At 73.9% G+C, this 20,924-nt stretch carries 21 protein-coding genes; 12 read left to right on the top strand and 9 right to left on the bottom strand.

Annotation, left to right across the window (positions count from 1 at the left end):
• The gene (locus tag ACPXCB_RS03440) at positions 1 to 357 is read right to left on the bottom strand and encodes an STAS domain-containing protein (RefSeq protein WP_425872046.1); all 357 of its coding nucleotides are present in this window, start codon (positions 355 to 357) and stop codon (positions 1 to 3) included.
• 166 nt (positions 358 to 523) lie between these two features.
• On the opposite strand from ACPXCB_RS03440, the gene ACPXCB_RS03445 reads away from it, so the two are divergent.
• The 3 genes from ACPXCB_RS03445 to ACPXCB_RS03455 are packed head-to-tail and all read left to right on the top strand — an operon-like array spanning position 524 to position 2,230.
• Positions 524 to 1,081: a hypothetical protein gene (locus tag ACPXCB_RS03445; RefSeq protein WP_425872048.1), complete on the top strand. Its 558-nt coding sequence runs from the start codon at positions 524 to 526 to the stop codon at positions 1,079 to 1,081.
• On the top strand, positions 1,078 to 1,569 hold the full coding sequence (locus tag ACPXCB_RS03450) for a thiol-disulfide oxidoreductase DCC family protein (RefSeq protein WP_425872050.1): 492 nt from the start codon (positions 1,078 to 1,080) through the stop codon (positions 1,567 to 1,569). The genes ACPXCB_RS03445 and ACPXCB_RS03450 overlap by 4 nt, the downstream gene beginning before the upstream one ends.
• A complete protein-coding gene (locus ACPXCB_RS03455) occupies positions 1,532 to 2,230 on the top strand; it encodes a TetR family transcriptional regulator (RefSeq protein ID WP_357578094.1) in 699 nt (232 codons plus the stop codon). The genes ACPXCB_RS03450 and ACPXCB_RS03455 overlap by 38 nt, the downstream gene beginning before the upstream one ends.
• Before the next feature lie 224 nt (positions 2,231 to 2,454).
• On the opposite strand, the gene ACPXCB_RS03460 is transcribed toward ACPXCB_RS03455, so the two are convergent.
• Positions 2,455 to 3,117 carry a GNAT family N-acetyltransferase gene (locus ACPXCB_RS03460; protein ID WP_425872052.1) on the bottom strand — a complete coding sequence of 221 codons (663 nt, stop codon included), beginning with the start codon at positions 3,115 to 3,117 and terminating at the stop codon, positions 2,455 to 2,457.
• Positions 3,118 to 3,455: 338 nt separating this feature from the next.
• Between ACPXCB_RS03460 and ACPXCB_RS03465 the strand changes: the two genes are divergently transcribed.
• Both ACPXCB_RS03465 and ACPXCB_RS03470 read left to right on the top strand, forming a co-directional pair.
• Positions 3,456 to 3,647 carry a DNA repair protein gene (locus tag ACPXCB_RS03465; RefSeq protein ID WP_425872054.1) on the top strand — a complete coding sequence of 64 codons (192 nt, stop codon included), beginning with the start codon at positions 3,456 to 3,458 and terminating at the stop codon, positions 3,645 to 3,647.
• Positions 3,648 to 3,770: 123 nt separating this feature from the next.
• Positions 3,771 to 4,289 (top strand): hypothetical protein, encoded by a 519-nt coding sequence (locus ACPXCB_RS03470; RefSeq protein ID WP_425872056.1) that lies wholly within the window; start codon positions 3,771 to 3,773, stop codon positions 4,287 to 4,289.
• 6 nt (positions 4,290 to 4,295) lie between these two features.
• On the opposite strand, the gene ACPXCB_RS03475 is transcribed toward ACPXCB_RS03470, so the two are convergent.
• Positions 4,296 to 5,021: a Clp protease N-terminal domain-containing protein gene (locus ACPXCB_RS03475; protein WP_425872057.1), complete on the bottom strand. Its 726-nt coding sequence runs from the start codon at positions 5,019 to 5,021 to the stop codon at positions 4,296 to 4,298.
• Between the two features lie 204 nt (positions 5,022 to 5,225).
• Here ACPXCB_RS03475 and ACPXCB_RS03480 point away from each other — a divergent pair, with 204 nt between their 5' ends.
• On the top strand, positions 5,226 to 6,194 hold the full coding sequence (locus ACPXCB_RS03480; RefSeq protein WP_425872059.1) for a peptidoglycan DD-metalloendopeptidase family protein: 969 nt from the start codon (positions 5,226 to 5,228) through the stop codon (positions 6,192 to 6,194).
• Positions 6,195 to 6,203: 9 nt separating this feature from the next.
• Here ACPXCB_RS03480 and ACPXCB_RS03485 read toward each other — a convergent pair whose 3' ends face one another.
• The 6 genes from ACPXCB_RS03485 to ACPXCB_RS03510 form a co-directional block, all read right to left on the bottom strand.
• Positions 6,204 to 6,809, bottom strand: a complete 606-nt coding sequence (locus ACPXCB_RS03485; RefSeq protein WP_425872061.1) for a response regulator transcription factor — start codon at positions 6,807 to 6,809, stop codon at positions 6,204 to 6,206.
• The gene (locus tag ACPXCB_RS03490) at positions 6,806 to 7,996 is read right to left on the bottom strand and encodes a sensor histidine kinase (protein WP_425872063.1); all 1,191 of its coding nucleotides are present in this window, start codon (positions 7,994 to 7,996) and stop codon (positions 6,806 to 6,808) included. Before ACPXCB_RS03490 ends, ACPXCB_RS03485 begins: the two co-directional genes overlap by 4 nt.
• On the bottom strand, positions 7,993 to 8,814 hold the full coding sequence (locus ACPXCB_RS03495; protein WP_425872065.1) for an ABC transporter permease: 822 nt from the start codon (positions 8,812 to 8,814) through the stop codon (positions 7,993 to 7,995). The genes ACPXCB_RS03490 and ACPXCB_RS03495 overlap by 4 nt, the downstream gene beginning before the upstream one ends.
• 8 nt (positions 8,815 to 8,822) lie before the next feature.
• Entirely contained in the window at positions 8,823 to 9,755 is a 933-nt protein-coding gene (locus ACPXCB_RS03500) for an ABC transporter ATP-binding protein (RefSeq protein WP_425872067.1), read from the bottom strand.
• 119 nt (positions 9,756 to 9,874) lie between these two features.
• The gene (locus ACPXCB_RS03505) at positions 9,875 to 11,347 is read right to left on the bottom strand and encodes an amidase (RefSeq protein ID WP_425872069.1); all 1,473 of its coding nucleotides are present in this window, start codon (positions 11,345 to 11,347) and stop codon (positions 9,875 to 9,877) included.
• Position 11,348: 1 nt separating this feature from the next.
• Positions 11,349 to 11,579 (bottom strand): hypothetical protein, encoded by a 231-nt coding sequence (locus ACPXCB_RS03510; protein WP_425872071.1) that lies wholly within the window; start codon positions 11,577 to 11,579, stop codon positions 11,349 to 11,351.
• Between the two features lie 230 nt (positions 11,580 to 11,809).
• On the opposite strand from ACPXCB_RS03510, the gene ACPXCB_RS03515 reads away from it, so the two are divergent.
• The 6 genes from ACPXCB_RS03515 to ACPXCB_RS03540 all read left to right on the top strand — a co-directional run bounded on the left by ACPXCB_RS03515 (position 11,810) and on the right by ACPXCB_RS03540 (position 20,261).
• Positions 11,810 to 12,754, top strand: a complete 945-nt coding sequence (locus tag ACPXCB_RS03515; protein ID WP_425872073.1) for an ABC transporter ATP-binding protein — start codon at positions 11,810 to 11,812, stop codon at positions 12,752 to 12,754.
• Positions 12,754 to 13,515 (top strand): ABC transporter permease, encoded by a 762-nt coding sequence (locus ACPXCB_RS03520; RefSeq protein ID WP_425872074.1) that lies wholly within the window; start codon positions 12,754 to 12,756, stop codon positions 13,513 to 13,515. The genes ACPXCB_RS03515 and ACPXCB_RS03520 overlap by 1 nt, the downstream gene beginning before the upstream one ends.
• 77 nt (positions 13,516 to 13,592) lie before the next feature.
• Complete coding sequence (locus ACPXCB_RS03525) at positions 13,593 to 14,414, top strand: hypothetical protein (RefSeq protein WP_151455670.1); 822 nt, start codon at positions 13,593 to 13,595, stop codon at positions 14,412 to 14,414.
• A gap of 4 nt (positions 14,415 to 14,418) precedes the next feature.
• On the top strand, positions 14,419 to 16,209 hold the full coding sequence (locus tag ACPXCB_RS03530) for a non-ribosomal peptide synthetase (RefSeq protein ID WP_425872076.1): 1,791 nt from the start codon (positions 14,419 to 14,421) through the stop codon (positions 16,207 to 16,209).
• A 2-nt stretch (positions 16,210 to 16,211) separates the two neighbouring features.
• Entirely contained in the window at positions 16,212 to 19,214 is a 3,003-nt protein-coding gene (locus ACPXCB_RS03535; RefSeq protein WP_425872078.1) for a condensation domain-containing protein, read from the top strand.
• A gap of 51 nt (positions 19,215 to 19,265) precedes the next feature.
• Entirely contained in the window at positions 19,266 to 20,261 is a 996-nt protein-coding gene (locus tag ACPXCB_RS03540) for a TauD/TfdA family dioxygenase (RefSeq protein WP_425872080.1), read from the top strand.
• Positions 20,262 to 20,924 lie beyond the last annotated feature (663 nt).

Here is a 20,924-nt window from a genome sequence, read left to right on the forward strand (position 1 = left end):
TCAGTCCAGCCCGCGCCATCCCCGCGCGACGGGTTGGTCGGCGTCGGAGTCGGCGAGCCCGAGCAGGGTGCCGACCCCGGTGATCCGAAGGACCCGCGCCACGCCCGGCTGCGGGCCGGTCACCCGCATCGTCACGTCGCGCTCGCGGCCCACGGAGACGCCGTGCACCAGGACGCGCACGCCGCTGGAGTCCAGGAACCGCAGGTCGGCGAGGTCGACGACGACCTCCCGGACGCCGGGCCGGCGCAGCGCCTCGGTGAGCGTCGCCTCGAACTCGTCGGCGGTGGCCATATCGATCTCACCGACCGGGCGCAGGACCACCTGGCCCGGCTCCGCGTTCCACTCACCCCGGTCCATGGCCGCCTCACCGTCGAAGGTCGCGCCGGCTCCGGCGCGACTCGACCTTACCGACCCCCGCCCGACCGGACCACGCCGACGGCCACGAGGGACGACTTGAACGTGTTCAAGAAGTCGCCTACGCTGAGGCGACAACATTTGAACACGTTCAAGAGGGGCGTCGGCGATGGACACGAAGGTCTGGATGTACCTGGTCTACCTGGCGATCAGCATCGGGCTGACCGTCTGGGTGGCCCGGGCGCTGTCGCGCAACGGGCTGGTCTTCCTGGAGGAGGTCTTCGCCGACGAACGGCTGGCGAAGGCCGTCAACAGCCTGCTCGTCGTCGGCTTCTACCTGCTCAACCTCGGCTACGTCACGGTGGCCATGAAGCACCCCGACCCGGTCGGTTCCACCGCCCAGGCCATGGAGGAGCTGTCCCTCAAGATCGGCCTGGTGCTGCTGGTGCTCGGCGCGCTGCACTTCTTCAACGTCTTCGCGCTCGGCCGGTACCGCCGTGGCCGGCTGCGCCAGTTCGCCACCCATCCGCCGCTCGCCCCGGTCGGCCGGCTGCCGATGCCGCCCGCACCCCGCGGTCCGCACCCGGCCGGCCCGCACCCGGCCGGCCCGCACCCGGCCGGCCCGCACCCGGCCGGCCCGCACCCGGCCGGCCCGCACCCGGCCGGTCCGCACCCCGCCGGCCCGGGGGCGGAGACCGGGGCGGCCGGCGGCCCGCCCGTCCGATGACCGCCGGGTCCGTCAGGTCGGGCGGATTCCCGGACGCCACCGCACACGGGGGCGATGGCGTCCGGGGGTTCACCGTCCTCTACGACGCGCACTGCCCACTCTGCCGGTCCGCCCGACGCTGGCTGGCGTCCCGCGCCCAGCTCGTACCCCTGGAGTTCGTGCCGGCCGGCTCGGCCGAGGCCCGGCGGCGCTTCCCCGGCCTGGACCACGACGCCACGCTGCGCGACCTGACCGTGGTCGCGGACACCGGCGAGGTGTACGCGGGGGACGGCGCCTGGTTCGCCTGCCTCTGGGCCCTGGCCGACCACCGGGGCGCCGCCGAGCGGCTGGCCCGACCGCACCTGCTCCCCCTGGCCCGGCGGGTGGTCGCCGCCGCCGCCTCGGTCCGCGAACGCGTTCGCGACCCGTGGGCGGAGCCGGGCGACGACCTGGCGGGATACGGTGACCCCGATGACCGAGCAGACTGCGCCGACGACCGCTGCGGGTGAGCCGGCGACCGCGCGCGGCGAGCAGACCCGGCAGCTCATCCTGGACACCGCGATGCGGCTGTTCCGCGAGCGCGGGTACGCCCGGACCACCATGCGCGCCATCGCCCAGGAGGCCGGGGTGGCGGTGGGCAACGCCTACTACTACTTCGGCTCCAAGGAACACCTGATCCAGGAGTTCTACGCCCGTTCCCAGGTGGAGCACCGGGCGGCGGCCGGGCCGGTGCTCGCCCGGGAACCCGACCTCGCCGCCCGGCTGGCCGGGGTGATGCACGCCGGGATCGACGTGCTCACCCCGTCGCACTCCTTCGCCGCCAGCTTCTTCAAGACGGCGGCGGAGCCGACCTCCCCGCTGAGTCCCTTCTCGGCGGAGTCGTCCGGCCCGCGCGAGGCGGCGGTCGGTCTCTTCGCCGAGGCGCTGGAGGGCTCCACCGCCCGGGTCGACCCGGAGTTGCGCCCGCACCTGCCGGAGCTGCTCTGGTTGGCGTACATGGGGGTGGTGCTCTACTGGGTCTACGACCGCTCGCCCGGCCAGACCCGCACCCGGCAGCTGATCGACGGTGCGGTGCCGTTGGTCGACCGGCTGGTGGGGCTGTCCCGGTTGCGCGTGCTGCGCCCGGTGACCCGGCAGGTGCTCGACCTCATTCGTACGCTGCGTCACTGACCCCCCTGACGCCACCCCCCGAGTAGCAGCAGGTCAAGTCCGCTATTCGACACCCGGATCGCACCTTCGGCATCTTGCCTTCACCCTCACAGTTACGTAGCGTGATCGGTGCGCACGTCACCTGCGGGACCCTGGGGGAGACTGCGGACCGTGGATCCGGCCCGGGATCCACGGTCCGCGCCCCACCGCGAGGGGCACGCGAGCAGGGGTGCGGCCGGGCGCGCTCAGAGCGGGTAGACGCCGAACGAGCGCCAGCCCCGGTCGGGGAAGCCGGCGGCGGTCGCCACCCGCGCGGAGGCAATGTTGGCGGGGTCGTGCAGGTACGTCGGGACGGCCCCCTCGTCGAGCACCCGGCGCGCCGCCTGGGCGACCAGCCGCCGGGCCAGCCCCCGCCCCCGGGCCGCCGGCACGGTGCCGACGGCGAGTTCGTGGCCGTACGCGTCGTACCGCTTGATCCCGACCCCGGCCTGGTACCGCCCCCGGGCGTCGCGCACCACCAGCACCGGCCGGTCGAACAGGCGCAGCCAGGACGGCAGCCCGGCGGCGCTCGGGGGTGTCCACTCCCCCACGTCCGGCAGCGGGGCCGGCGCCACGCTCCACCGGAACACGTCGTCGTGCACCGCCCAGCCGGGTCGTCCGACCGCGGCGGGCAGCGCCGGAAGCGGCGGCCCGCCCGGCAGCCGGGCCAGCTCGCGCACCGCCGCGACCCGGTCGGGAGCCACGGAGAGCACGGTGCTCGCGCCGGCGGTCACCGCGACGGCGGGCCGGAGCCGGCCGTCCCAGGCCGGTCGGGCCCGTCGGTGCGAGCCGACCACGTGCAGCCCGGGCCCCGCCGGCCACTGGCCGAGCCAGCTCGCCAGGTGCAGGTGCAGCCGCCGGTCGAGCATCGCCGCCCACCTCCCCCGCGGCCGTCGGTGGTCATTCGGCGTCCGGGCCGCCGACGCCCGGCCCGCCTCGCCGACGATCACCGTACGCGGGCACGGCGGCACCGCGTCACGGAACCCGTCACGGGGCGGACCGCCGGGCGTCCCGTGACCCGGCGGGCCCGGTGCCGTGGCACGCGGGCCGGCGTCGAGGGTTGGGCGGCGCGGTGGGCGGGTAGACGTACCGGTACGCCGATGACCGCAGGTTCGTGGGACGGCGGCCGATCACGGGAACCAGACGCATCGACCGTCCGTCATATTCATTTTCATACATGGACAACTTTGTTTGGGACGGTATGGTCATGCCGAATCAGCCGAACGACCGGTACCACCAGGCCCCCGAGCGACTCTGGCGGGCCACCGAGGCCACCGGGCGGTTCCCGGCCCAGTCGGCGTACCGGGGTCACCGCGCCGGGACCGAGACGCTGCCGTGGAGCGAGGTGGACAAGCAGCCCGCCGGCGCCGCCTCGCGCGGCGGCCTGAACACCCGCTGACCGTCCCGCGTGGCGGGGGCGGCTCCGCGACACACCCGGACGGTCCACCGGCGGCTTTCGCACACCTGTCGGGTAATTTCTTCTGGTCCGGCATCCCGGCCTACGACAGGAGAAGCTCCGCGCATGGGCAAGAAGACGATCCACGTCTCCGACTTCAGCGGCACGGTCATCCAGCCCGACGACGAGGTGGTCCGCGTCGTCGTCCTGGAGCACCCTGACCTGGTCGCGGGGCCCGTGCGGCTGGACGCCACCCCGGTCGAGGTGGAGGGCATCGACGACGCCGCGCTGGACGTCGCGGTGGTCGAGATCCACGACCGGCACGGCGACGGCGAGCCGCGCCGGGTGGTGCTCACCGCGAGCGAGTTCGACGCGATGGCGACCGACGTGCCGATGGCGCAGCTGTTGAAGACGGCCGAGCGGGTCCGCCCGCCGAAGGCCCGCAAGGGCGCGGAACGGATCGACTACGGCACGATCGAGCACGCCGGCCGGCCGCACCGGGGCCGGGTCACCGAGGAGGAGTCCCGCTTGGTGCGCGAGCGGCTCGACGAGGTCAACAAGCGGCTCGCCGACGCCGGGATCCGTCAGGTCGACCCGACGGATCCCGAGCACGCCGCCCGCTACGGCTTCCCCACCGCGTCCTGAGCCGGGTCAGTCCCGCTCCTGGACGGCCCGCAACGCCGCCGCCACCGAGGCCTCGACCGCGGCCTTGGTCACGCCGAGCCCGCTGAGGGCGCCGGCACCGTTCTCGTGCTCCAGGAGCGCGAGCAGGATGTGCTCGGTGCCGATGTAGTTGTGCCCCAGCCGCAAAGCCTCCCGGAAGGTCAGCTCCAGCGCCTTCTTGCCCTGGGCGTCGTACGGGATCAGGTCGGGCACCTCGCCGGTCGAGGGCGGCAGCGCGGCCGTCGCGGCCTCACGCACCCGCTCCAGCGACACTCCCTGGGCGACGATCGCCTTCGCGGCCAGCGCCTCCGGCTCGCTGAGCAGCCCCAGCACCAGGTGCTCGGGGCGGGTCTCGGCGTGCCCGGTGGCGCGGGCCTCGTTCTGCGCGGCCATCACCACGTTGCGGGCCCGGGGAGTGAACCGGGCGAAGCCCTGTTGCGGGTCCAGCGGCGTCTCGTCGGCCTTCGGCACGAAGCGCTTCTGTGCCGCCTGCTTGCTGACGCCCATGCTGCGGCCGATGTCGGTCCAGGACGCGCCCGAGCGGCGGGCCTGGTCGACGAAGTGGCCGATCAGGTGGTCGGCGACGTCGCCGAGGTGGTCGGCCGCGATGACCGCGTCGGTGAGCTGGTCGAGCGCGTCGGTGTGCGCCTTCTTGATCGCCTGGATCAGGTCGTCCAGACGTACCGGGTTGTTCATCTGCACTGGTTCCGTCATGCGTCAACCATAGGTTGACGATGGACGACCGTCAACCCGAAGTTGACGGTGATCGACCGTGGCGCCCCCGGGCCCGCGACCCCGGCGGATGACGGTGCGTGACGGATCGTAGGAAAGTTTCACCATTGCTCCCGGCGATATAGAAGATTTACGATCCGGTCTCCATCGTCCAACCGCCCCCTCGGGACGAACATCGGAGGCAACATGTGTGACGCACCGGAGACAGCCGGCCTGAGCCACGTACCGGCCCGACGCCGCACCCTCCTCACGGCGCTCGGCGTCGGCGTGGGGATCGGGGTCGTCGGCCTGCCCAGCCCCGCGATGGCCGCCGTCGCCGGCTGGAGCAACCCGACCCGCGGCACGCTGACCTCCGGCTACAAGAGCCCCAGCCGGCCCGGTCACCTGGGCTGGGACGTGGCCAACAGCCAGGGCACCCCGGTCTACGCCACCGCCGCCGGCACCGTCCGGGACATCAAGACCAACTCGTACCCGGGTGACACGACGAGCGGCCCGCTGGGCGGCCGCACCGGCAACAGCGTCCACCTCAACCACGCCGACGGCTACTTCTCCTACTACGGCCACCTGTACCGGGTGCTGGTCAGCGCCGGCCAGCAGGTCAGCTGCGGCCAGTTGGTCGGCCTGATGGGCACCACCGGCAACTCGACCGGCCCGCACCTGCACTTCGAGATCCACAACCCCCGGCTGACCTCGATGGACCCCCGGGTCTTCCTGGCCAACCGCGGCATCACCCTCGGCTCCACGGCCCCGGTGGGCAGCACCGGCTACCCGAGCGTCGGCCAGGGCGCCTCGGGCTGGGTGCCCCGGGTGATCCAGTACCTGGTGCGGGCGCGCGGCGTCTCCGTCGTGGTGGACGGGGTCTACGGGCCGGGCTGCGCCGCCTCGGTCAGGTCGTTCCAGAGCGGCCGGGGCCTCTACGCCGACGGCATGGTCGGCCCGATCACCTGGACCGCGCTCGTGCTCCCCCTGCGGGAGGGCAACTCCGGTGACCTGGTGCGCGGCCTCCAGACCGCGCTCAACGCCCGGGGGGCGAGCCTCCTCGTCGACGGCGGCTTCGGTGCGGTCACCACCAGCGCGGTACGCAGCTTCCAGAGCCGCAACGGCCTCGTCGTCGACGGTCTCGTCGGCCCGGTGACCTGGAGCGTGCTCATCTGAGCGGCCCCGTCAGAGCCAGCCGTTGTCCCGGGCGGTGCGGAACGCCTCCGCCCGGTTGGCCACCCCGAGCTTGTTGACCGCCGCGGAGAGGTGGTTGCGGACCGTGCCCGCCGACAGGTGGGTACGCCGGGCCACCTCCGCCACCGGCGTGTCGTACTCGGCCAGCCGCAGCACGTCCAGCTCGCGCGGCGTGAGCGGGCACTCGGGCGCGGTGAGCGCGTCGGCGGCCAGCGCCGGGTCGACGTACCGGCCGCCGGCGTGCACGCGGCGGATGACGTCGGCGAGCGTCCCGCCCGGTGCGCCCTTGGGCAGGAACCCCTTGGCCCCGGCCGCCAGCGCGCGTTGCAGGTGCGGCGGCCGGCCGTGCCCGGTCAGGATCACCACCCTGCAGGCGGGCAGGACGCGCGCCAGCTCCGCCGTCACCTCCAGCCCGTCCAGGGCCGGCATCTGGAGGTCCACCACGGCGACGTCCGGCCGGTGGGCGAGCGCGGCGGTCACGGCGGCCCGTCCGTCCGGCGCCTCGGTCACCACCTCCAGATCGGACTCCAGACCGAGCAGGGCGGCCAGCGCCGCCCGGATCAGGTCCTCGTCGTCGGCGAGCAGCACCCTGATCACGGGCGGGTCCGTACCGTCACGTCGAGGCGGAACACCCCGGCGTCGATCCCGTGGCGCAGGGTCCCCCCGGCCTCGGCCAGCCGCTCGGCCAGCCCGCGCAGCCCGAAGCTGTGCCGGTCCGGCGACGCCCCCTCGGCGCCGTCGTTCGTCATGGTCATCCGTACCTCGTCCTCGTCCTGGCTGATCTCGATGGTGCACCAGGTGGCCCGGCTGTGCCGCAACACGTTGGTGCTGGCCTCCCGCAGCACCGCGACGAGCTGCCGGGCGATCTCCGACGGTACGTCGTCCGGCGGCAGCGCGACCGCGCAGCGGATGCCGGAGGAACGCAGCACCTGCTCCACCGCGGCGATCTGGTCCCCGAGGTCCACCGCACGGTACCCGTGCACCACCTCGCGCAGCTCGACCAGCGCCGAGGCGGCCAGCCGCTGCACCTCGGCGGCCTCCCGGCTGGCGCGTCCGGCGTCCGTCGCCGCCAGCCGGGACGCCAGCTCGGCCTTGAGCGCGATGACCGAGAGGCTGTGCCCGAGCAGGTCGTGCACGTCGCGGGCGAAGCGCAGCCGCTCCTCGGTGGCGGCGAGCCGCCCCTGGGCGGCCCGCCCCCGCTGCGCCTGGACGAGTAGCCCCCACAGCCAGAGCTGGAGGGCGTTCCACGCGGCCATGGAGAGGCCGGCGACCAGCACGATGGTGACCTGGCCGCGGACCGGGGCCCCGTTCCAGGCTGCCACCCCGGCGGCCGTCGCCACGGACAGCAGCACGGCCGGTCCGGCGGCCCACCACTGCCGCAGCAGGGACACCGAGCCGATCACCGACGCGCCCAGGAATCCCCAGGTCGCCCACTCCGGCCCGCCCACGGGCCCGACCAGCGGTACGGAGAGCACGGCGGCGCAGACGAACCCGGCGAGCAGGCGGCGCCGCGTCGGCTCGGCCAGCCACGGGGTGATCGCCCCGTACAGCGCTCCGCTCTGCGCGGCGACGAACAGGACGACGCCCACCGCCCCGGCCGCCGCCCAGCGGGGATCCTCCTCCCGCGACACTCCGACGGCGGCCAGCAGCAGCGTGCCCAGGACGCCGCTGCCGACGGTGCTCAACGTGACGGCACGGGCGCGGCGCAGGCCGACGTCACGCTCGACCTGCGCCCGCTCCATGCTCACGCTCCCGATGCCAGGTGGCGCGATGACGTCGATCATCCGTGCCGGGGCTCCCATCGGAAGTACCGGGCGGCCGTGAACAGCGACACCGCCAGCCAGACCAGCAGCACCCCGAAGGAGGGCAGCGTCTCGACCAGCGTCCCGGCGAAGCTCAGGGCCTGGCCCTCGTCGGTGCGGGCGAGCCAGCCGACGCGCATGATCTCGGTGAACGGCCCCATGGGCAGGAACCAGAGGATCCGTTCCAGCGACTCCGGCAGCGCGCCGAGCGGCAGCAGCGCACCCGGCGTGGCCAGGAAGATCACCAGGGTCGGCAGGGTGGTCAGCATGGCCGCCTCGGAGCTGCGGGTGATCGCGGAGAGCGCCGCCGAGAAGGCCGCCATGATCGCGGACGCGATCAGCAGCGCCAGAGCCATGACCAGCGGGTTCTTCGGCATCGGCAGGCCCAGTACCAGGAGGGCGTAACCGACCAGCACGACGAACTGGCCGAGGAAGATCGCCACGGTGCTGCTGGCCGTGCCGAGCAGGATGGTGCGGTCCGAGGCGAGCCCCGCCCGCAGCCGCTTGAGCACCAGCTCCTGGCGGCGCGACGCGTACACGGTGGTCAGGTGGTGGTGCACCAGGAAGACCATGATCAGGGTGGTGATGCTGACGACCCGGCGGACGCCGGGCACCGCCTCGCCCCCGTACTCGCTGACGAGCAGGATGGCGATCATCAGCGGGGTCACCACGGACATGGCCGTGGCCGTCCAGTTGCGACGCAGCGCCAGCAGTTCCATCTTGAGCATCGCGGCCATCTGCCAGATCGGCCGGGTCGCCCGGTCGCGCGGGGTGGCGGTGGTGGGGCTCGGCGTCGTCATCGTCCCGCTCATCGGGCGGCCTCCGGTTCCGCGTGCTGGTCGGTCAGGTCGTGGTCGGCGGCGATGTCCAGGAAGACATCCTCCAGGGTGGCCGGTCGGGCCGACAGGGACGCCAGCCGGATGTCGGCCGCGTTGGCCCATTCGAGCAGCCGGGTGAGGTCGCTCTGGAGCTGGCGGGACTCGTACGTGACCCGGTCGCCGTCGACCATGCGGGCGGCGTGCGGCAGGTCGGGAAGGGCGTCCGTCGCCGGCAGCCGGAAGCTGATCCGGGCGGGCAGGGTGCGTACGACGTCCTCCGGGGCGCCCGTGGCGACGATGCTCCCGCCCCGCATGATGGCCACCCGGTCGGCGAGGACCTCCGCCTCCTCCAGGTAGTGCGTGGTGAGCAGGACGGTGGTCCCACCCTTCTGGAGCTCGCGGACGACGTCCCAGGTGCGGCGCCGGGAGGCCGGGTCCATGCCGGTGGTGGGCTCGTCGAGGAAGAGCACCTCCGGCCGGCCGAGCACGGCCAGCGCCAGCTCCAGCCGCCGGCCCTCGCCGCCGGAGAGCTGCTCGACCGCCACGTTCATCCGGTCGCCGAGGTCGACCAGGTCCAGCACCTCCGCGGTGGTCTGCGGCCGGACGGTGAGGGAGCGCCAGATCTCCACCGTCTCCCGGACGGTCAGCGCACCGGTGAACCCGCCGTGCTGGAGCATCACCCCCGTCCGGGGGCGCAGCGCGGCCCGCTCCCGCACCGGATCCAGCCCGAGCACCCGGACCCGGCCGGAGGTGGCCGGTTGCAGTCCCTCCAGGACCTCGATGGTGGTGGTCTTGCCGGCACCGTTGGTGCCCAGCAGGGCGAACAGCTCGCCCCGGCGGATCCGCAGCGAGATCCCCCGCACCGCCTCGAACTCCCCGTAGCTGCGCCGCAGCCCGTCCACTTCGATCACGACGTCATCCATGCTTCACAGGCTGCCGTCGACCGGCGACAGAACCAACCCCCGCCGCGTCACGTTCCGACCGTGTCGTACGCATGCCTCACCCGTGCGTCCGCCACGTGCGCGACGCCTGCCCCCGGCGCTCAGTCGAGCCTGGCGGCGAACGGCGGCACGTCCACCGGGAGTTCCGGCAGCACCCCCGCGAGAGCCTGGACCTTCGACCACGTCATGGTCACCTGGTCGAGGTCCCCCTCCCCCAGCGGGACGCCCAGCTCGCCGAACGCCTGGGCCAGCCGCTCCCGCCGGACGGGGTCGACACCGTCGGCGGGCGTCTCCGGGGCGCAGACCGCCGCGAGGTCCGTCACGACCTCCAGCTTCGGCTCGCGCTCGTGCCAGCCCGTACGCCGCTGGTAGACGTCGGCGACGGCGGCCAGCTCGAAGTCGCGGCCGGGGGCGGCGGCCAGTTGCAGCGACAGCGGCAGCCCGTCGCCGTCGGCCCCCATCGGCAGCGCCAGCGCGGGGAAGCCGACCGCGCTCCAGATGCTGGGCAGGAAGGAGATCGTCTGGAGGCTGGCCTGGTCGTCGTAGCGGGGGGCGGCGGACGGCCAGGCGGGCGTGGCGATGACGTCCACGTCCCGCAACCGCGCCCGCAGGGCCTCGGCGCCCCACCCACGCACCCGCTGGGCCCGCAGGTACGTCTCCGCCGGGAGCACGCCGCCGAGCGCGACGTTCCACCGGAACGGCCGGCCGTAGTCGTTCCAGCGCGCCCGGAACTGCGCCCCGTGCACCTCGAACGCCTCCACCAGCATCGTCACGAGCTGCGCGGCGAAGAGCGGGAACGCCTCGTCGAGGGGCACGTCCACGACCTCCGCCCCGGCGGCCCGCAGCTCGTCGAGCGCGGCGTCGAAGGCGGCGGCGGTGTCGTCGGTCAGCGCGGCGGCGTACCGCACGAGGTCGCCCGGGACGCCGACGCGGACGCCCGCGAGGTCGGCGAGCGCCGGCCGGGACAGCTCCGCGGGCCGGTCCGCCATCACGGCGAGCAGCCGCGCGCACTCCCGGGCCGTACGGGCCAGCGGACCCGCCGTCTCGACCGAGCGCGCCAGCGGGCGGACGCCCGCCGCCGGCAGGAGACCCTGCGTCGGCTTCAGCCCGGTCACGCCGCACAGCGCCGCCGGGATCCGGATGCTGCCGTTGCTGTCGGTGCCGACACCCGCGTCGAAGAACCCGGCGGGGATGCCGTTGGCGCTGCCGCAGCTCGACCCGCCGGTCCACCGGTGGGGGTCCCACGGGTTGCGCGGCACCGGGAAGGACGCGTCCGGGTCCGGCCGGGACAGCGCGTGCTCGGCCATCGTGGTCTTGCCCACGATCACCGCGCCCGCCGCGCGCAGCCGTGCCACCACGGTCGCGTCGCGGTCGGCCCACCAGCTCGCGTCGTGCACGACGCTCTGGCAGGTGCTCGGCGCGCCGGCGACGGCCACGACGTCCTTGACGCCGATCAGCGTGCCGCGCAGCGGCCCGTCCGTGCCGGACTCGTCGACCGGGAAGCGGTGCAGGAAGGTGCCGAGCATCGGCCCGAGCCGGTCGGCCCGCTCGGCTGCGGCGGCGAGGCGGTCCATGTCAGCCCACCACCTGGTGACCGGGCCGGCCGGTCGCGACGGTTCGCGGGGCGGCGGAATTGACGGGCCGATTACCGGCCAATTCCCGTTCGATGCCCGTCACGGTTTCCCGAAAGAAGTCGGTGTGTGGAAAGGCGAACAACTCGGCCGTGGCGTCGTCACGACCCATGACATCCGTTCCCGCGTCGACGGTCGACGAATGACCGTCACCGTTCCAGCTCTGACGTGTCACGAACACCTCCCCGCACGGGCCACGGAATGCGCAGCCCAGGACCACGACAGGTCCGACGATGGCGGGTACGGCCATCGCGGGGTAACCCCTACGGTCACCCCTCACCACCCCGGAATAAGGCGCCTCGGACGCCGATTCTCGCGGCGGCGGCCCCGGAATTCCTGGCTCCCCGCTCCCTACCGCTGCTAAATACTATTCGCATACCCGCACCGATCTAAATGGGGAAATCAATGAGCAACGCAATCGCGAACCTCGTGGCCACACCCACGCTCGGTGCGGTGGACCCACAGGCGATCGACGTGGCGGACGTGCACAAGAGCTACGGCGACGTGCGCGCCGTCAACGGCATCGACCTGCGGATCGCTCCCGGCGAGGTGGTCGCGTTGCTCGGGCCCAACGGTGCGGGGAAGTCCACGCTCGTCGACATGATCCTGGGGCTCACCCGCCCCGACCGTGGCGAGATCCGCGTCTTCGGGCACACCCCCCGGGAGGCCATCACCCGGGGCGTCATCGGGGCGACGCTCCAGGACGGCGCGCTGCTCGACGACGTGTCGATCCGCGAGCTGCTCACGATGGTGGCGTCGCTGCACACCGCCCCGTTGCCGATCGCCGAGGTGCTGCGCCGTACCGACCTCACCGACGTCGCCGACCGCCGCAGCCGGCTCTCCGGCGGTCAGCGCCAGCGGCTGCGGCTGGCCATGACCCTCGTGTCCGACCCGAAGCTGCTGGTGCTGGACGAGCCGACGGTGGCGATGGACGTCGAGTCCCGCCACGTGTTCTGGGCCGCCATGCGGGAGTTCACCGACTCCGGGCGCACCGTGGTGTTCGCCTCCCACTACATGGAGGAGGCCGAGGAGTTCGCCGACCGGGTGGTGCTCGTCCAGGCCGGGAAGATCATCGCCGACGGCACGGTCACGGAGATCCGCTCCGTGGTGGCGGGGCGTTCGCTGTCGGCCACCGTCCCGGACGCGACGGTGGAGCAGCTGCGCACGCTGCCCGGCGTGATGACCGCCGAGGCCCGGGGCCAGCGCGTCGAGATCGTCAGTTCCGACTCCGACGCCACCGCCCGGGAGTTGTTCGCGCGCTTTCCCCAGGCGTACGACGTCGAGATCGGCGCCCTCGGCCTGGAACAGGCGTTCCTGGCCCTCACCGCGACGAAGGGCGGGGCAGCCTGATGAGCGCCGGTTTCCTCAAGCTCGAAGTGAAACGGGTGATCCGGGCCCGCAAGTTCTGGATCGTCGCGTTCCTGTTCCCGACGCTGCTCTACCTGATGCAGGCCAACCTGTTCGACATGATGCAGGTCAACCTCTCCCGCGGTGGGGCCGGCGGAGGCGCCGGCATCAACTTCAGCGAGCACCTGCTCGGCGGTCTCGCCGCCTTCGGGGCGATCTTCGTCGCGCTGAACGTCGGCACGCGGGTGGCGATCGAGCGGTCCACCGGATGGCAGCGCCAACTGCGCATCACCCCCCTGTCGCCGACCTCCTACCTGGCGGCGAAGCTGGCCGCGGCGATGGTGGTGGCGCTGCCGGCGATCACGGCGGTGGCGCTCACCGGCGCGCTGTTGCAGGGCGTCCGGCTGCCGGTGGGCGGCTGGCTCCAACTGGTGCTCGGGGTATGGCTCGGCACGCTGCCGTTCGCGCTGCTGGGCGTCTTCATCGGCCAGGTCGCCACGGCCGAGAGCGTGCAGGTCCTCACCTCCGTCTCGCACATGCTGCTCGGCGTGCTCGGCGGCGCGCTGGTCCCGTCGCTCGCGTTCCCCGAGTGGATGCAGACGGCGTCCGCGATCATGCCGAGCCACTGGCTGGCCGAGGTCGGGCACAGCCCGTTCGAGGACAGCGCCCGGCTCGGGCTCGCCGCCGCGGTGCTCGCGGGCTGGACCGTCGTGCTCGGCGGCGCCGTGCTCCTGCGGTACCTGAAGGACAGCGCCCGCGTCTGAGCGCCCGCGACCGGGAGCGCACGGGCCGCACCCCCTGAACGACGAACGTACGCACCGCTACGACGAGGGATCCCAACGTGAAGAAGAACTCCTGGCAGATACTGCGCAAGGGCGGGCCGGGCGGCCTCACGCTCACCGTCGACTTCACCAGCACCGGTCGTACCCAGGCGTGCTTCCGCGACCTGGTGCCCCTGTTGAGCGCGCCCGGCGAGATCTGGGAGACCGTGGCACCCGCCTCCGGCGCCGAGGACACCATGTCCGGCGCCGACTACGTCGAGCGGTGGGCGAAGGGCGTACGCCGGCGGGAACGCACCGTCGACACCGTGATCGGCTACTGCGTGGGCGCGGTGTTCGCCGCCCCCCTCGCGTCCCGGCTGGCCGAGTCGCAGGACGAGGCGCCGAGGCTGGTCCTCCTGGACCCCGAGCTGCCGAACATCGTCGGGCTGTACCGGGACTTCCACGCCGCCGCGGACGCGCTGCGGACCATCCTCACCCCCGAGGAGATCGCCGCGTTCCACGCCGACGGCCAGGCGGTGCAGGAGAAGCACGGGCTCGAGGACCTCACCCTCATCGGTCCCGCGCTCGCCGGGATCTTCTCCGACGCGATCGACGTGGCGGGCCGCCGGCTCGGCCTGGACGACGACGTCCGGGCCGAACTGGGCGGCAGCTTCGCCTCGTTCGTCGGCTACCTGCGGGCGGCGACGGAGATCGACCCGGCCCCGCAGTGGGCGACGGCGACGGCGATCACCTCCGCGCACTCGACCCAGCGCGGGCAGGGCTTCGGGCGCACCATCCCGCTCGCCGTCGACCACGACCAGATGCTGCGCCACCCCGACGTCGCCGCGACGGTCTCCGGCCTGATGACCGGTGCGGACGCCGGTCAGCGGATCGCGGGGTAGCGCGGTGGCACCGGGCCCGGCGGGCGGCGAGCCCGCGCTCTTCACCGACCTGTTCGCGGAACAGGTGCGGCGCACCCCGGACGCCACCGCCGTCGTGTGGGGCGAGCACCGCAGGACGTACGCCGAACTGGACGCCGAGGCGAACCGCCTCGCGCACCGGCTGGTGTCGCTCGGCGCGGGCCCGGAGCGGCTCGTCGCGATCGGGATCCGCTCGGCGCACCTGGTGGTCGCCGCCCTCGCCACCCTCAAGGCCGGGGCGGCCTACCTGCCGCTGGACCTCAGCCACCCGCCGCAGCGGCTGGAGCACATGCTCACCGACGCGCGGCCCATGCTGCTGCTGACCACCGGCGACGACCAGCACGCGGTGCCGGCGGCCGACCTGCCGCGGGTCCTGCTCGACGACCCGGACGCGTACGCCGGCGAGCCGGACACCGACGTCACCGACGCCGACCGGCTCGCCCCGCTGCGGCCCGCCAACGTCGCGTACGTCATCTACACCTCCGGCTCCACCGGCAGCCCGAAGGGCGTGGTGATCGAGCACCGCCAGCTCGGCACGTACCTGCGCCACGTCGTGCGGTCCTACCCGGGCGTACGCGGCCGGGCGCTGCTGCACTCCTCGTTCGCGTTCGACCTGACGGTCACCGCGTTCTGCGCGCCGCTGATGACGGGCGGCTGCGTGCACATCGGTGCCCTGGAGGAGATGGGCACGCCCGCCGCCGGACCCGCCGGGCAGCAGCGGCCCACCTTCGTCAAGGTGACGCCCTCGCACATCCCGCTGCTCACCGCGCTGCCGGCCCAGGCGTCCCCGACCGGGGAGCTGATGGCCGGCGGCGAACTGCTGCTCGGCGAGACCGTCGACGCCTGGCGCCGCCGGCACCCCGGCGCGCGGGTGGTCAACGAGTACGGCCCGACGGAGACGACCGTCGGGTGCAGCACCGTGGTCATCGAGCCCGACCAGCCGGTGCCGCCGGGGCCGCTGCCCATCGGCCAGCCCATGCCCGACGTGCGCTACCACGTGCTGGACGACGAGCTGCGCCCGGTGCCGCCCGGCCAGATCGGCGAGCTGCACATCGCGGGCGGCCAGCTGGCCCGGGGCTACCTGCACCGGCCAAGCCTGACCGCCGAGCGGTTCCTGCCCGACCCGTTCGGCCCGCCCGGCTCGCGCATGTACCGCTCCGGGGACCGGGTCCGGCCCACCGAGGACGGCGAGTACGAGTTCTGCGGGCGGGTCGACAACCAGGCCAAGATCCGCGGCTACCGCATCGAGCTGGGCGAGATCGAGGCGGCACTGCTGCGCCGTCCGGAGGTGCGGCACGCGGCGGCGGTGATCCGTACCGACAGGCCGGAGGTCAAGCAGCTCGTCGCGTACGTCGTGCCCGGGGAGGGCGCGCGGATCGACGCGCAGCAGCTGCGCAAGGACCTCGCCGAGACGCTGCCGGAGTACATGGTGCCGAGCGCCGTGGTGAGCCTCCCGGCGCTGCCGCTGACCGTGAACCGCAAGCTCGACACGGCCGCCCTGCCGGCGCCGGAGGTCGCGGCGACCCCGGGCGGGCGGGCGCCGGCCGACGAGTTGCAGGCGCTGCTCTGCGAACTCTTCGCCACCTACACGGCCGTCTCCTCGATCGGCGTCGACGACGACTTCTTCGTCCGGGGCGGCACCAGCCTCGGCGCCGCCCAACTGGTCAATGAGGCACGCCGGCGGGGGCTCACCCTGTCGCTGCGCGACGTGCTGGAAAACCGGACCGTGGCGCGGCTCGCCGAGGTCTGCGCCGACACCGACCGAGGGGACGAGTGAGCATGAGCATCGCGGCCAGCAGGAAGGAAGCAGCCATGTGGCTGCTCGAGCGGCTGGTGCCGGACACCGGGGTCAACAACGTGGCGGTCGCCTTCGAGGTGGCTGGCCGGATCGACCGCGGGCTGTTCACGGCGGCGCTGCGGGCGGTGCTGGCCCGGCACGAGGTGTTGCGCACCGTGTTCCGCTCCGACGACGCGACGCTGACCCGGGAGGTGCTCGCCGCCGACCAGCTCGACGTGCCCGTGGTGGACGTCCCGGCCGGCGACGACGGGATGGACGCCGACCTGACCGCGTTCGCCGCCGAGCCCTTCGAGATCGACGGCCGCCCCCTGCTGCGGGCGGGGATCCGCGCGGGCGCGGACGCCGACGTGTGCTGCGTCGTCGTGCACCACCTGAACTTCGACGCCATGTCGACCACGATCCTGCTCCGCGAACTGCTCGCCGGCTACGAGGCGCTCGCGGCGGGCGGCCGGCCCGACGGCGCCCCGATGGCCGCGCTCGCGGAGCGCGCCCCGAACGAGCGCAGCGTCGCGTACTGGCGCAAGAACCTCGACGGGCTGCGGGCCGCCGAGGCGGGCCTGTGGTGCGCCCTGCCGCCCGTCGGGGCGCCGTCCCTGCGCGCCCGCACCGTCCACCACGAGCTCTCCGCGCCGGCCCGCGCCGTGGTGCGCCGCTTCCAGCGCGAACTGCGCGCCTCCGAGGCCGTCGTGCTGCTCGCGGCGTACTCGGTGCTGCTCGCCCAGCACGGCGCGGGCTCCGACGTGGTCATCGGCACCCCGGTGAACGTGCGCGACCAGCGCAGCATGAACGCCATCGGCTACCACGCGAACCTGGTGCCGCTGCGGGTGCGGGTCGACCCGGACGCCGACTTCCGCGCCGTCGTGAAGCAGACGCGCAGCACCTTCCTCGAGGCCATCAGCCACGCCGACGTACCGCTGGAGCACGTCTCCCCCGCCGTGCTCGGCGACGCGCCGTCGTCGTGGCGCAGCTCGTTCTTCCGGCACCTGTTCAACTACGTGCCCGGCACCGTCGACGCCTCCGCCACCCTCACCGGGATGCCGGTGCGCCACGTCATGGTGGAGAACGGCTACAGCCGCTTCGACCTGGAATTCTTCATCATGCCGGGCGAGGACGCGACCACCGTCCGCGCGGCGTTCTGCGTCGACGCCTTCGACGCCGCCGACGTCGGGCTGCTGCTGCAACGGTACGACGCGCTGCTCGTGCGGCTGGGCGACGACCTGGACCGGCCGGTGGCGCAGCTGTCCCGCCGGGGCGCGGACGACCTCGCCCTGCCGGCGTCGCCGGAGACGGCCACCACGGCGTCCGTGCTGGACGCCGTGCACGCGACGGTCGCCGCGAGCCCGGACCTCGTGGCGGTGCGGGACGGCGCCCACGACGTGTCGTACGGCCGGCTGTGGTCGGCGGCGCTCGCCACCCGGGACCTGGTCGCCGCCTCGGACGGGGACACGGTCGCCGTGCTGGCGCCGCGCGGCGCGGAGCTGGCCGCCGCGTGGCTCGGCGTGTGGCTGGCGGGCAGGCGCTGCGTCCTGCTCGACCCGACCCAGCCGATCCCCGACCTCGCCGCGCGGCTGGCCGACTCGGGTGCCGCCCCGATACTGGCGGCCGAGGGCCTCCCCGTGCCCGGCGCGGTACGCATCCCCGCCGTCCCCGCCGCCAGCGACGCGGTCCGCACCGACGCGCCGTCCGGTGTCGACCTCGACGCGGTGGCCTACCTGGAGTACGACCTCGACGCGCCCGCCCCGCTCGCGGTGACCGTCACCCACCGGGCCCTGGCCTGTGCGGTCGCGCGGCTCGCCGAGCGGGTCGCCGCCACCGGGCCGGCCGTCACCGCCTGGCTGGGCAGCGCCGCCACCGACGCGGCGCTGACGGAACTGCTGGTCGCGCTGACCACCGGCGGCCGGGTCGTCGTCGCCCCCGACCAGGCCCGCGCCGACGGCCACGCGCTCGGCGAGCTGGTCCAGCGGCACGACGTGACCGTGGTGCAGGCGTCGCCGGCGGTGTGGCGCCAGGTGGTCGAGCACGCGGGTGCCCGGCTCGCGGGCCGCACCGTCCTGGTGGCGCACGAACCGCTCCCCCGCCCGCTCGCCGCGCAGCTGCGTGCCACCGGCTGCACGCCGTACCACGGCTACACCACGCCCGGCGTCGCCGGGTACGCCGCGCTCGACGGCGGACGGGACGGCACGGGTGTCCTCCCGGCGACCCGCGTGTTCGTCACCGAGCCCGGCACCGATCACGAGCTGGGCATCGGCGTACGCGGGGAGCTGTGCGTCGCGGGCGACACGCTGGCCGCCGGCTACCACGGCCGGCCGGAGCTGACCGCCGCCCGGTTCGGCGAGCACCCCACGCACGGGCGGTTCCACCGCACCGGGGACCTCGCGCGACTGCTGCCGGACGGCCGGATCGACGTCGTCGGCCCCCTGTCGGCCCACGTACGCGTCGCCGGCCAGCGGATTCACCTCCGCGACATCGAGTCCGTCCTCGCCGCCCACCCGGACGTGGAGGCGGTCGCCGCCGTCGGGTCCACCGGCGACGCGCAGGACGGCACGGTCGTCGCGTTCGTCGAGTCCCGCAAGCCCGACGTGGCGGAGCGGCTGCGCGAGCACGCCCGTGCCGCCCTGCCGCTCACGCCCGACCTGGTCGTGCTGAACCAGTTGCCGGTCACCGTGGCGGGCACCGTGGACCGCGCGGCCCTCGTCGCGCTCGCGGCGGCGCGGGCGGCGGCCGAGGTCGACCCGCCGGACGAGACGACCGCCGCCCTGGTCGGGATCTGGACCGAGATGCTCGACCGGCCGGGCCTGCACGCGGACTCGAACTTCTTCGCCAGCGGTGGCCACTCGCTGCTGGGCGCCCAGCTCGTGCAGCGGGTGCGGACCGAACTGTCGATGCCGGTCCAGCTCGCCGACCTGTTCGCCAACCCGACGCCACGGCAGCTCGCGGAGCACCTGCAGGACGCGTTCTGGGACGACGACGAGGACGACGACTGACCGATCGCTCAACCCCCACACCGTCTCGGACCTCAGCAGAGGAGGCTCGGCGTGACCGTCGACGTCCAGCCCACACGTAGTACAGACCGTTCGATCGTCCTGACCCGCGAGGAGAACATCGAGGTCGACACGATCGCCCGCTACCTGGCGGGCCGACCGCCGCGCCTGGTGGACTCGGCCGCCTGGCTCGAAACGGCCCGCGAACTCTCCAGCAACCTGCCCGTACGCCTGCGCCAGATGGTGCGGCGCTTCGCCTGGGATCCCGGGCCCGACGCCGTGCTGCTGGTGCGGAACCTGCCCGTGGACGCCGACGAGCTGCCGTGCACGCCCACCGTGGCCGGCTCGGCGCAGCGCGAGTCCACCGTGCCCGCCGCCGCGCAGGTGCTGCTCGGGCTGCAACTCGGGGAGCTCATCGCCTTCAAGGAGGAGAAGAGCGGCGCGCTGGTGCAGGACGTCGTGCCGGTGCCGGGCATGGAGAAGTTCCAGGGCAACGCGGGCTCGGTGACGCTGTCCATGCACGTGGAGAACGCCTTCCACGTCTACCGTCCGGACTACGTCGGGCTGCACTGCCTGCGCAACGACCACGACAACGTGGCCGGGTTGCGGGTGACGTCGATCCGCAACGCGCTGCCCCTGCTGTCCGAGCAGGTCCGCAAGGTGCTGCACGAGCCACGGTTCGTCACCGAACCGCCGGCGTCGTTCGGCGACCTGCGCAGCGCGCCGGAACCGCACGGCATCCTCAGCGGCAGCCCCGAGGACCCGGACGTCCAGGTCGACTTCGAGAGTTCGTTCCCCCTCGACCCGGAGGCCACGCAGGCGCTGTCGATGCTCGGCGACGCGCTGCGCACCGTCCGCCGGACGTTCATCCTGGAACCCGGCGACCTCGCGTTCGTCGACAACCGGCTGGCCCTGCACGGCCGGACCGAGTTCACGCCCCGCTACGACGGCTACGACCGGTGGCTCCAGCGGATCTTCGTGCACCGCGACTTCCGGCGCTCCCGGGCCCTGCGCCCGCACGACGGGAACGTGCTCGACAGCGGCAACTGACGGCCCGACCGGAAGTCGACGAGCTGGCCCGTACGCACGGGACCAGCTCGTCGACGACGGACCGTGGGACGCGGTGGTGACCGGCGCGGAACGCGGCAGCCGCACCACCGCGTCCGTGCGGTAGCTCCACCAGCACGTCCGGGTCGCGCCCGGCGGACGTCGCCCACCGGCGACGGCATCCGCCCGCGCAGGCCCCGTCCCGCGCCGCGCATCCCGACCGGCCCGGATTCCCCGACCGCGGTGTCGAGCCCCGCGGTCGGGCGTGGCACCATTCGCACCTGACCGATCGGTGCGTGCCCCCACGAGGCCGCCATTCGCCTCCCGGCGCGAAGGTCGACCATTCCGCGCCCCCGGATCGTCCGCCCCGGCACATCAACCGGCCGGCGACTCCCGTCAATGCGTCGCGCGGAATCGTCGCGCCTGCCGGGGCGCGGCCTGCCGTGGCACGCCGGTTCTTTCCGCGCCCGGATCTGGGAAACGGCGGCGCCGGGCAGGCGGGCGGCGACGGGGAGAGAACGCGTCCCGGTCCACGTCGTTATCGATCCGCACCGGTGCGCGGGCGCCGTTCCCGCAGCGTGTGTGCGCGGTTCATCAGACCCGGATGACGGTCTCATGCCCCACCACCACCCGACAATGCCTGACCAGCAACTCCACACTGCCAAC

It is taken from the genome of Micromonospora sp. DT62, assembly GCF_049847285.1.
Lineage (GTDB): Bacteria > Actinomycetota > Actinomycetes > Mycobacteriales > Micromonosporaceae > Micromonospora > Micromonospora reichwaldensis.

Excerpts from the sequence above, each read along its gene's own strand:
- ACPXCB_RS03440 (WP_425872046.1), bottom strand. The coding sequence starts at position 357 with ATGGACCGGGGTGAGTGGAACGCGGAGCCGGGCCAGGTGGTCCTGCGC.
- ACPXCB_RS03445 (WP_425872048.1), top strand. The coding sequence starts at position 524 with ATGGACACGAAGGTCTGGATGTACCTGGTCTACCTGGCGATCAGCATC.
- ACPXCB_RS03450 (WP_425872050.1), top strand. The coding sequence starts at position 1,078 with ATGACCGCCGGGTCCGTCAGGTCGGGCGGATTCCCGGACGCCACCGCA.
- ACPXCB_RS03455 (WP_357578094.1), top strand. The coding sequence starts at position 1,532 with ATGACCGAGCAGACTGCGCCGACGACCGCTGCGGGTGAGCCGGCGACC.
- ACPXCB_RS03460 (WP_425872052.1), bottom strand. The coding sequence starts at position 3,117 with ATGCTCGACCGGCGGCTGCACCTGCACCTGGCGAGCTGGCTCGGCCAG.
- ACPXCB_RS03465 (WP_425872054.1), top strand. The coding sequence starts at position 3,456 with ATGCCGAATCAGCCGAACGACCGGTACCACCAGGCCCCCGAGCGACTC.
- ACPXCB_RS03470 (WP_425872056.1), top strand. The coding sequence starts at position 3,771 with ATGGGCAAGAAGACGATCCACGTCTCCGACTTCAGCGGCACGGTCATC.
- ACPXCB_RS03475 (WP_425872057.1), bottom strand. The coding sequence starts at position 5,021 with ATGACGGAACCAGTGCAGATGAACAACCCGGTACGTCTGGACGACCTG.
- ACPXCB_RS03480 (WP_425872059.1), top strand. The coding sequence starts at position 5,226 with ATGTGTGACGCACCGGAGACAGCCGGCCTGAGCCACGTACCGGCCCGA.
- ACPXCB_RS03490 (WP_425872063.1), bottom strand. The coding sequence starts at position 7,996 with ATGATCGACGTCATCGCGCCACCTGGCATCGGGAGCGTGAGCATGGAG.
- ACPXCB_RS03495 (WP_425872065.1), bottom strand. The coding sequence starts at position 8,814 with ATGACGACGCCGAGCCCCACCACCGCCACCCCGCGCGACCGGGCGACC.
- ACPXCB_RS03500 (WP_425872067.1), bottom strand. The coding sequence starts at position 9,755 with ATGGATGACGTCGTGATCGAAGTGGACGGGCTGCGGCGCAGCTACGGG.
- ACPXCB_RS03505 (WP_425872069.1), bottom strand. The coding sequence starts at position 11,347 with ATGGACCGCCTCGCCGCCGCAGCCGAGCGGGCCGACCGGCTCGGGCCG.
- ACPXCB_RS03515 (WP_425872073.1), top strand. The coding sequence starts at position 11,810 with ATGAGCAACGCAATCGCGAACCTCGTGGCCACACCCACGCTCGGTGCG.
- ACPXCB_RS03520 (WP_425872074.1), top strand. The coding sequence starts at position 12,754 with ATGAGCGCCGGTTTCCTCAAGCTCGAAGTGAAACGGGTGATCCGGGCC.
- ACPXCB_RS03535 (WP_425872078.1), top strand. The coding sequence starts at position 16,212 with ATGAGCATCGCGGCCAGCAGGAAGGAAGCAGCCATGTGGCTGCTCGAG.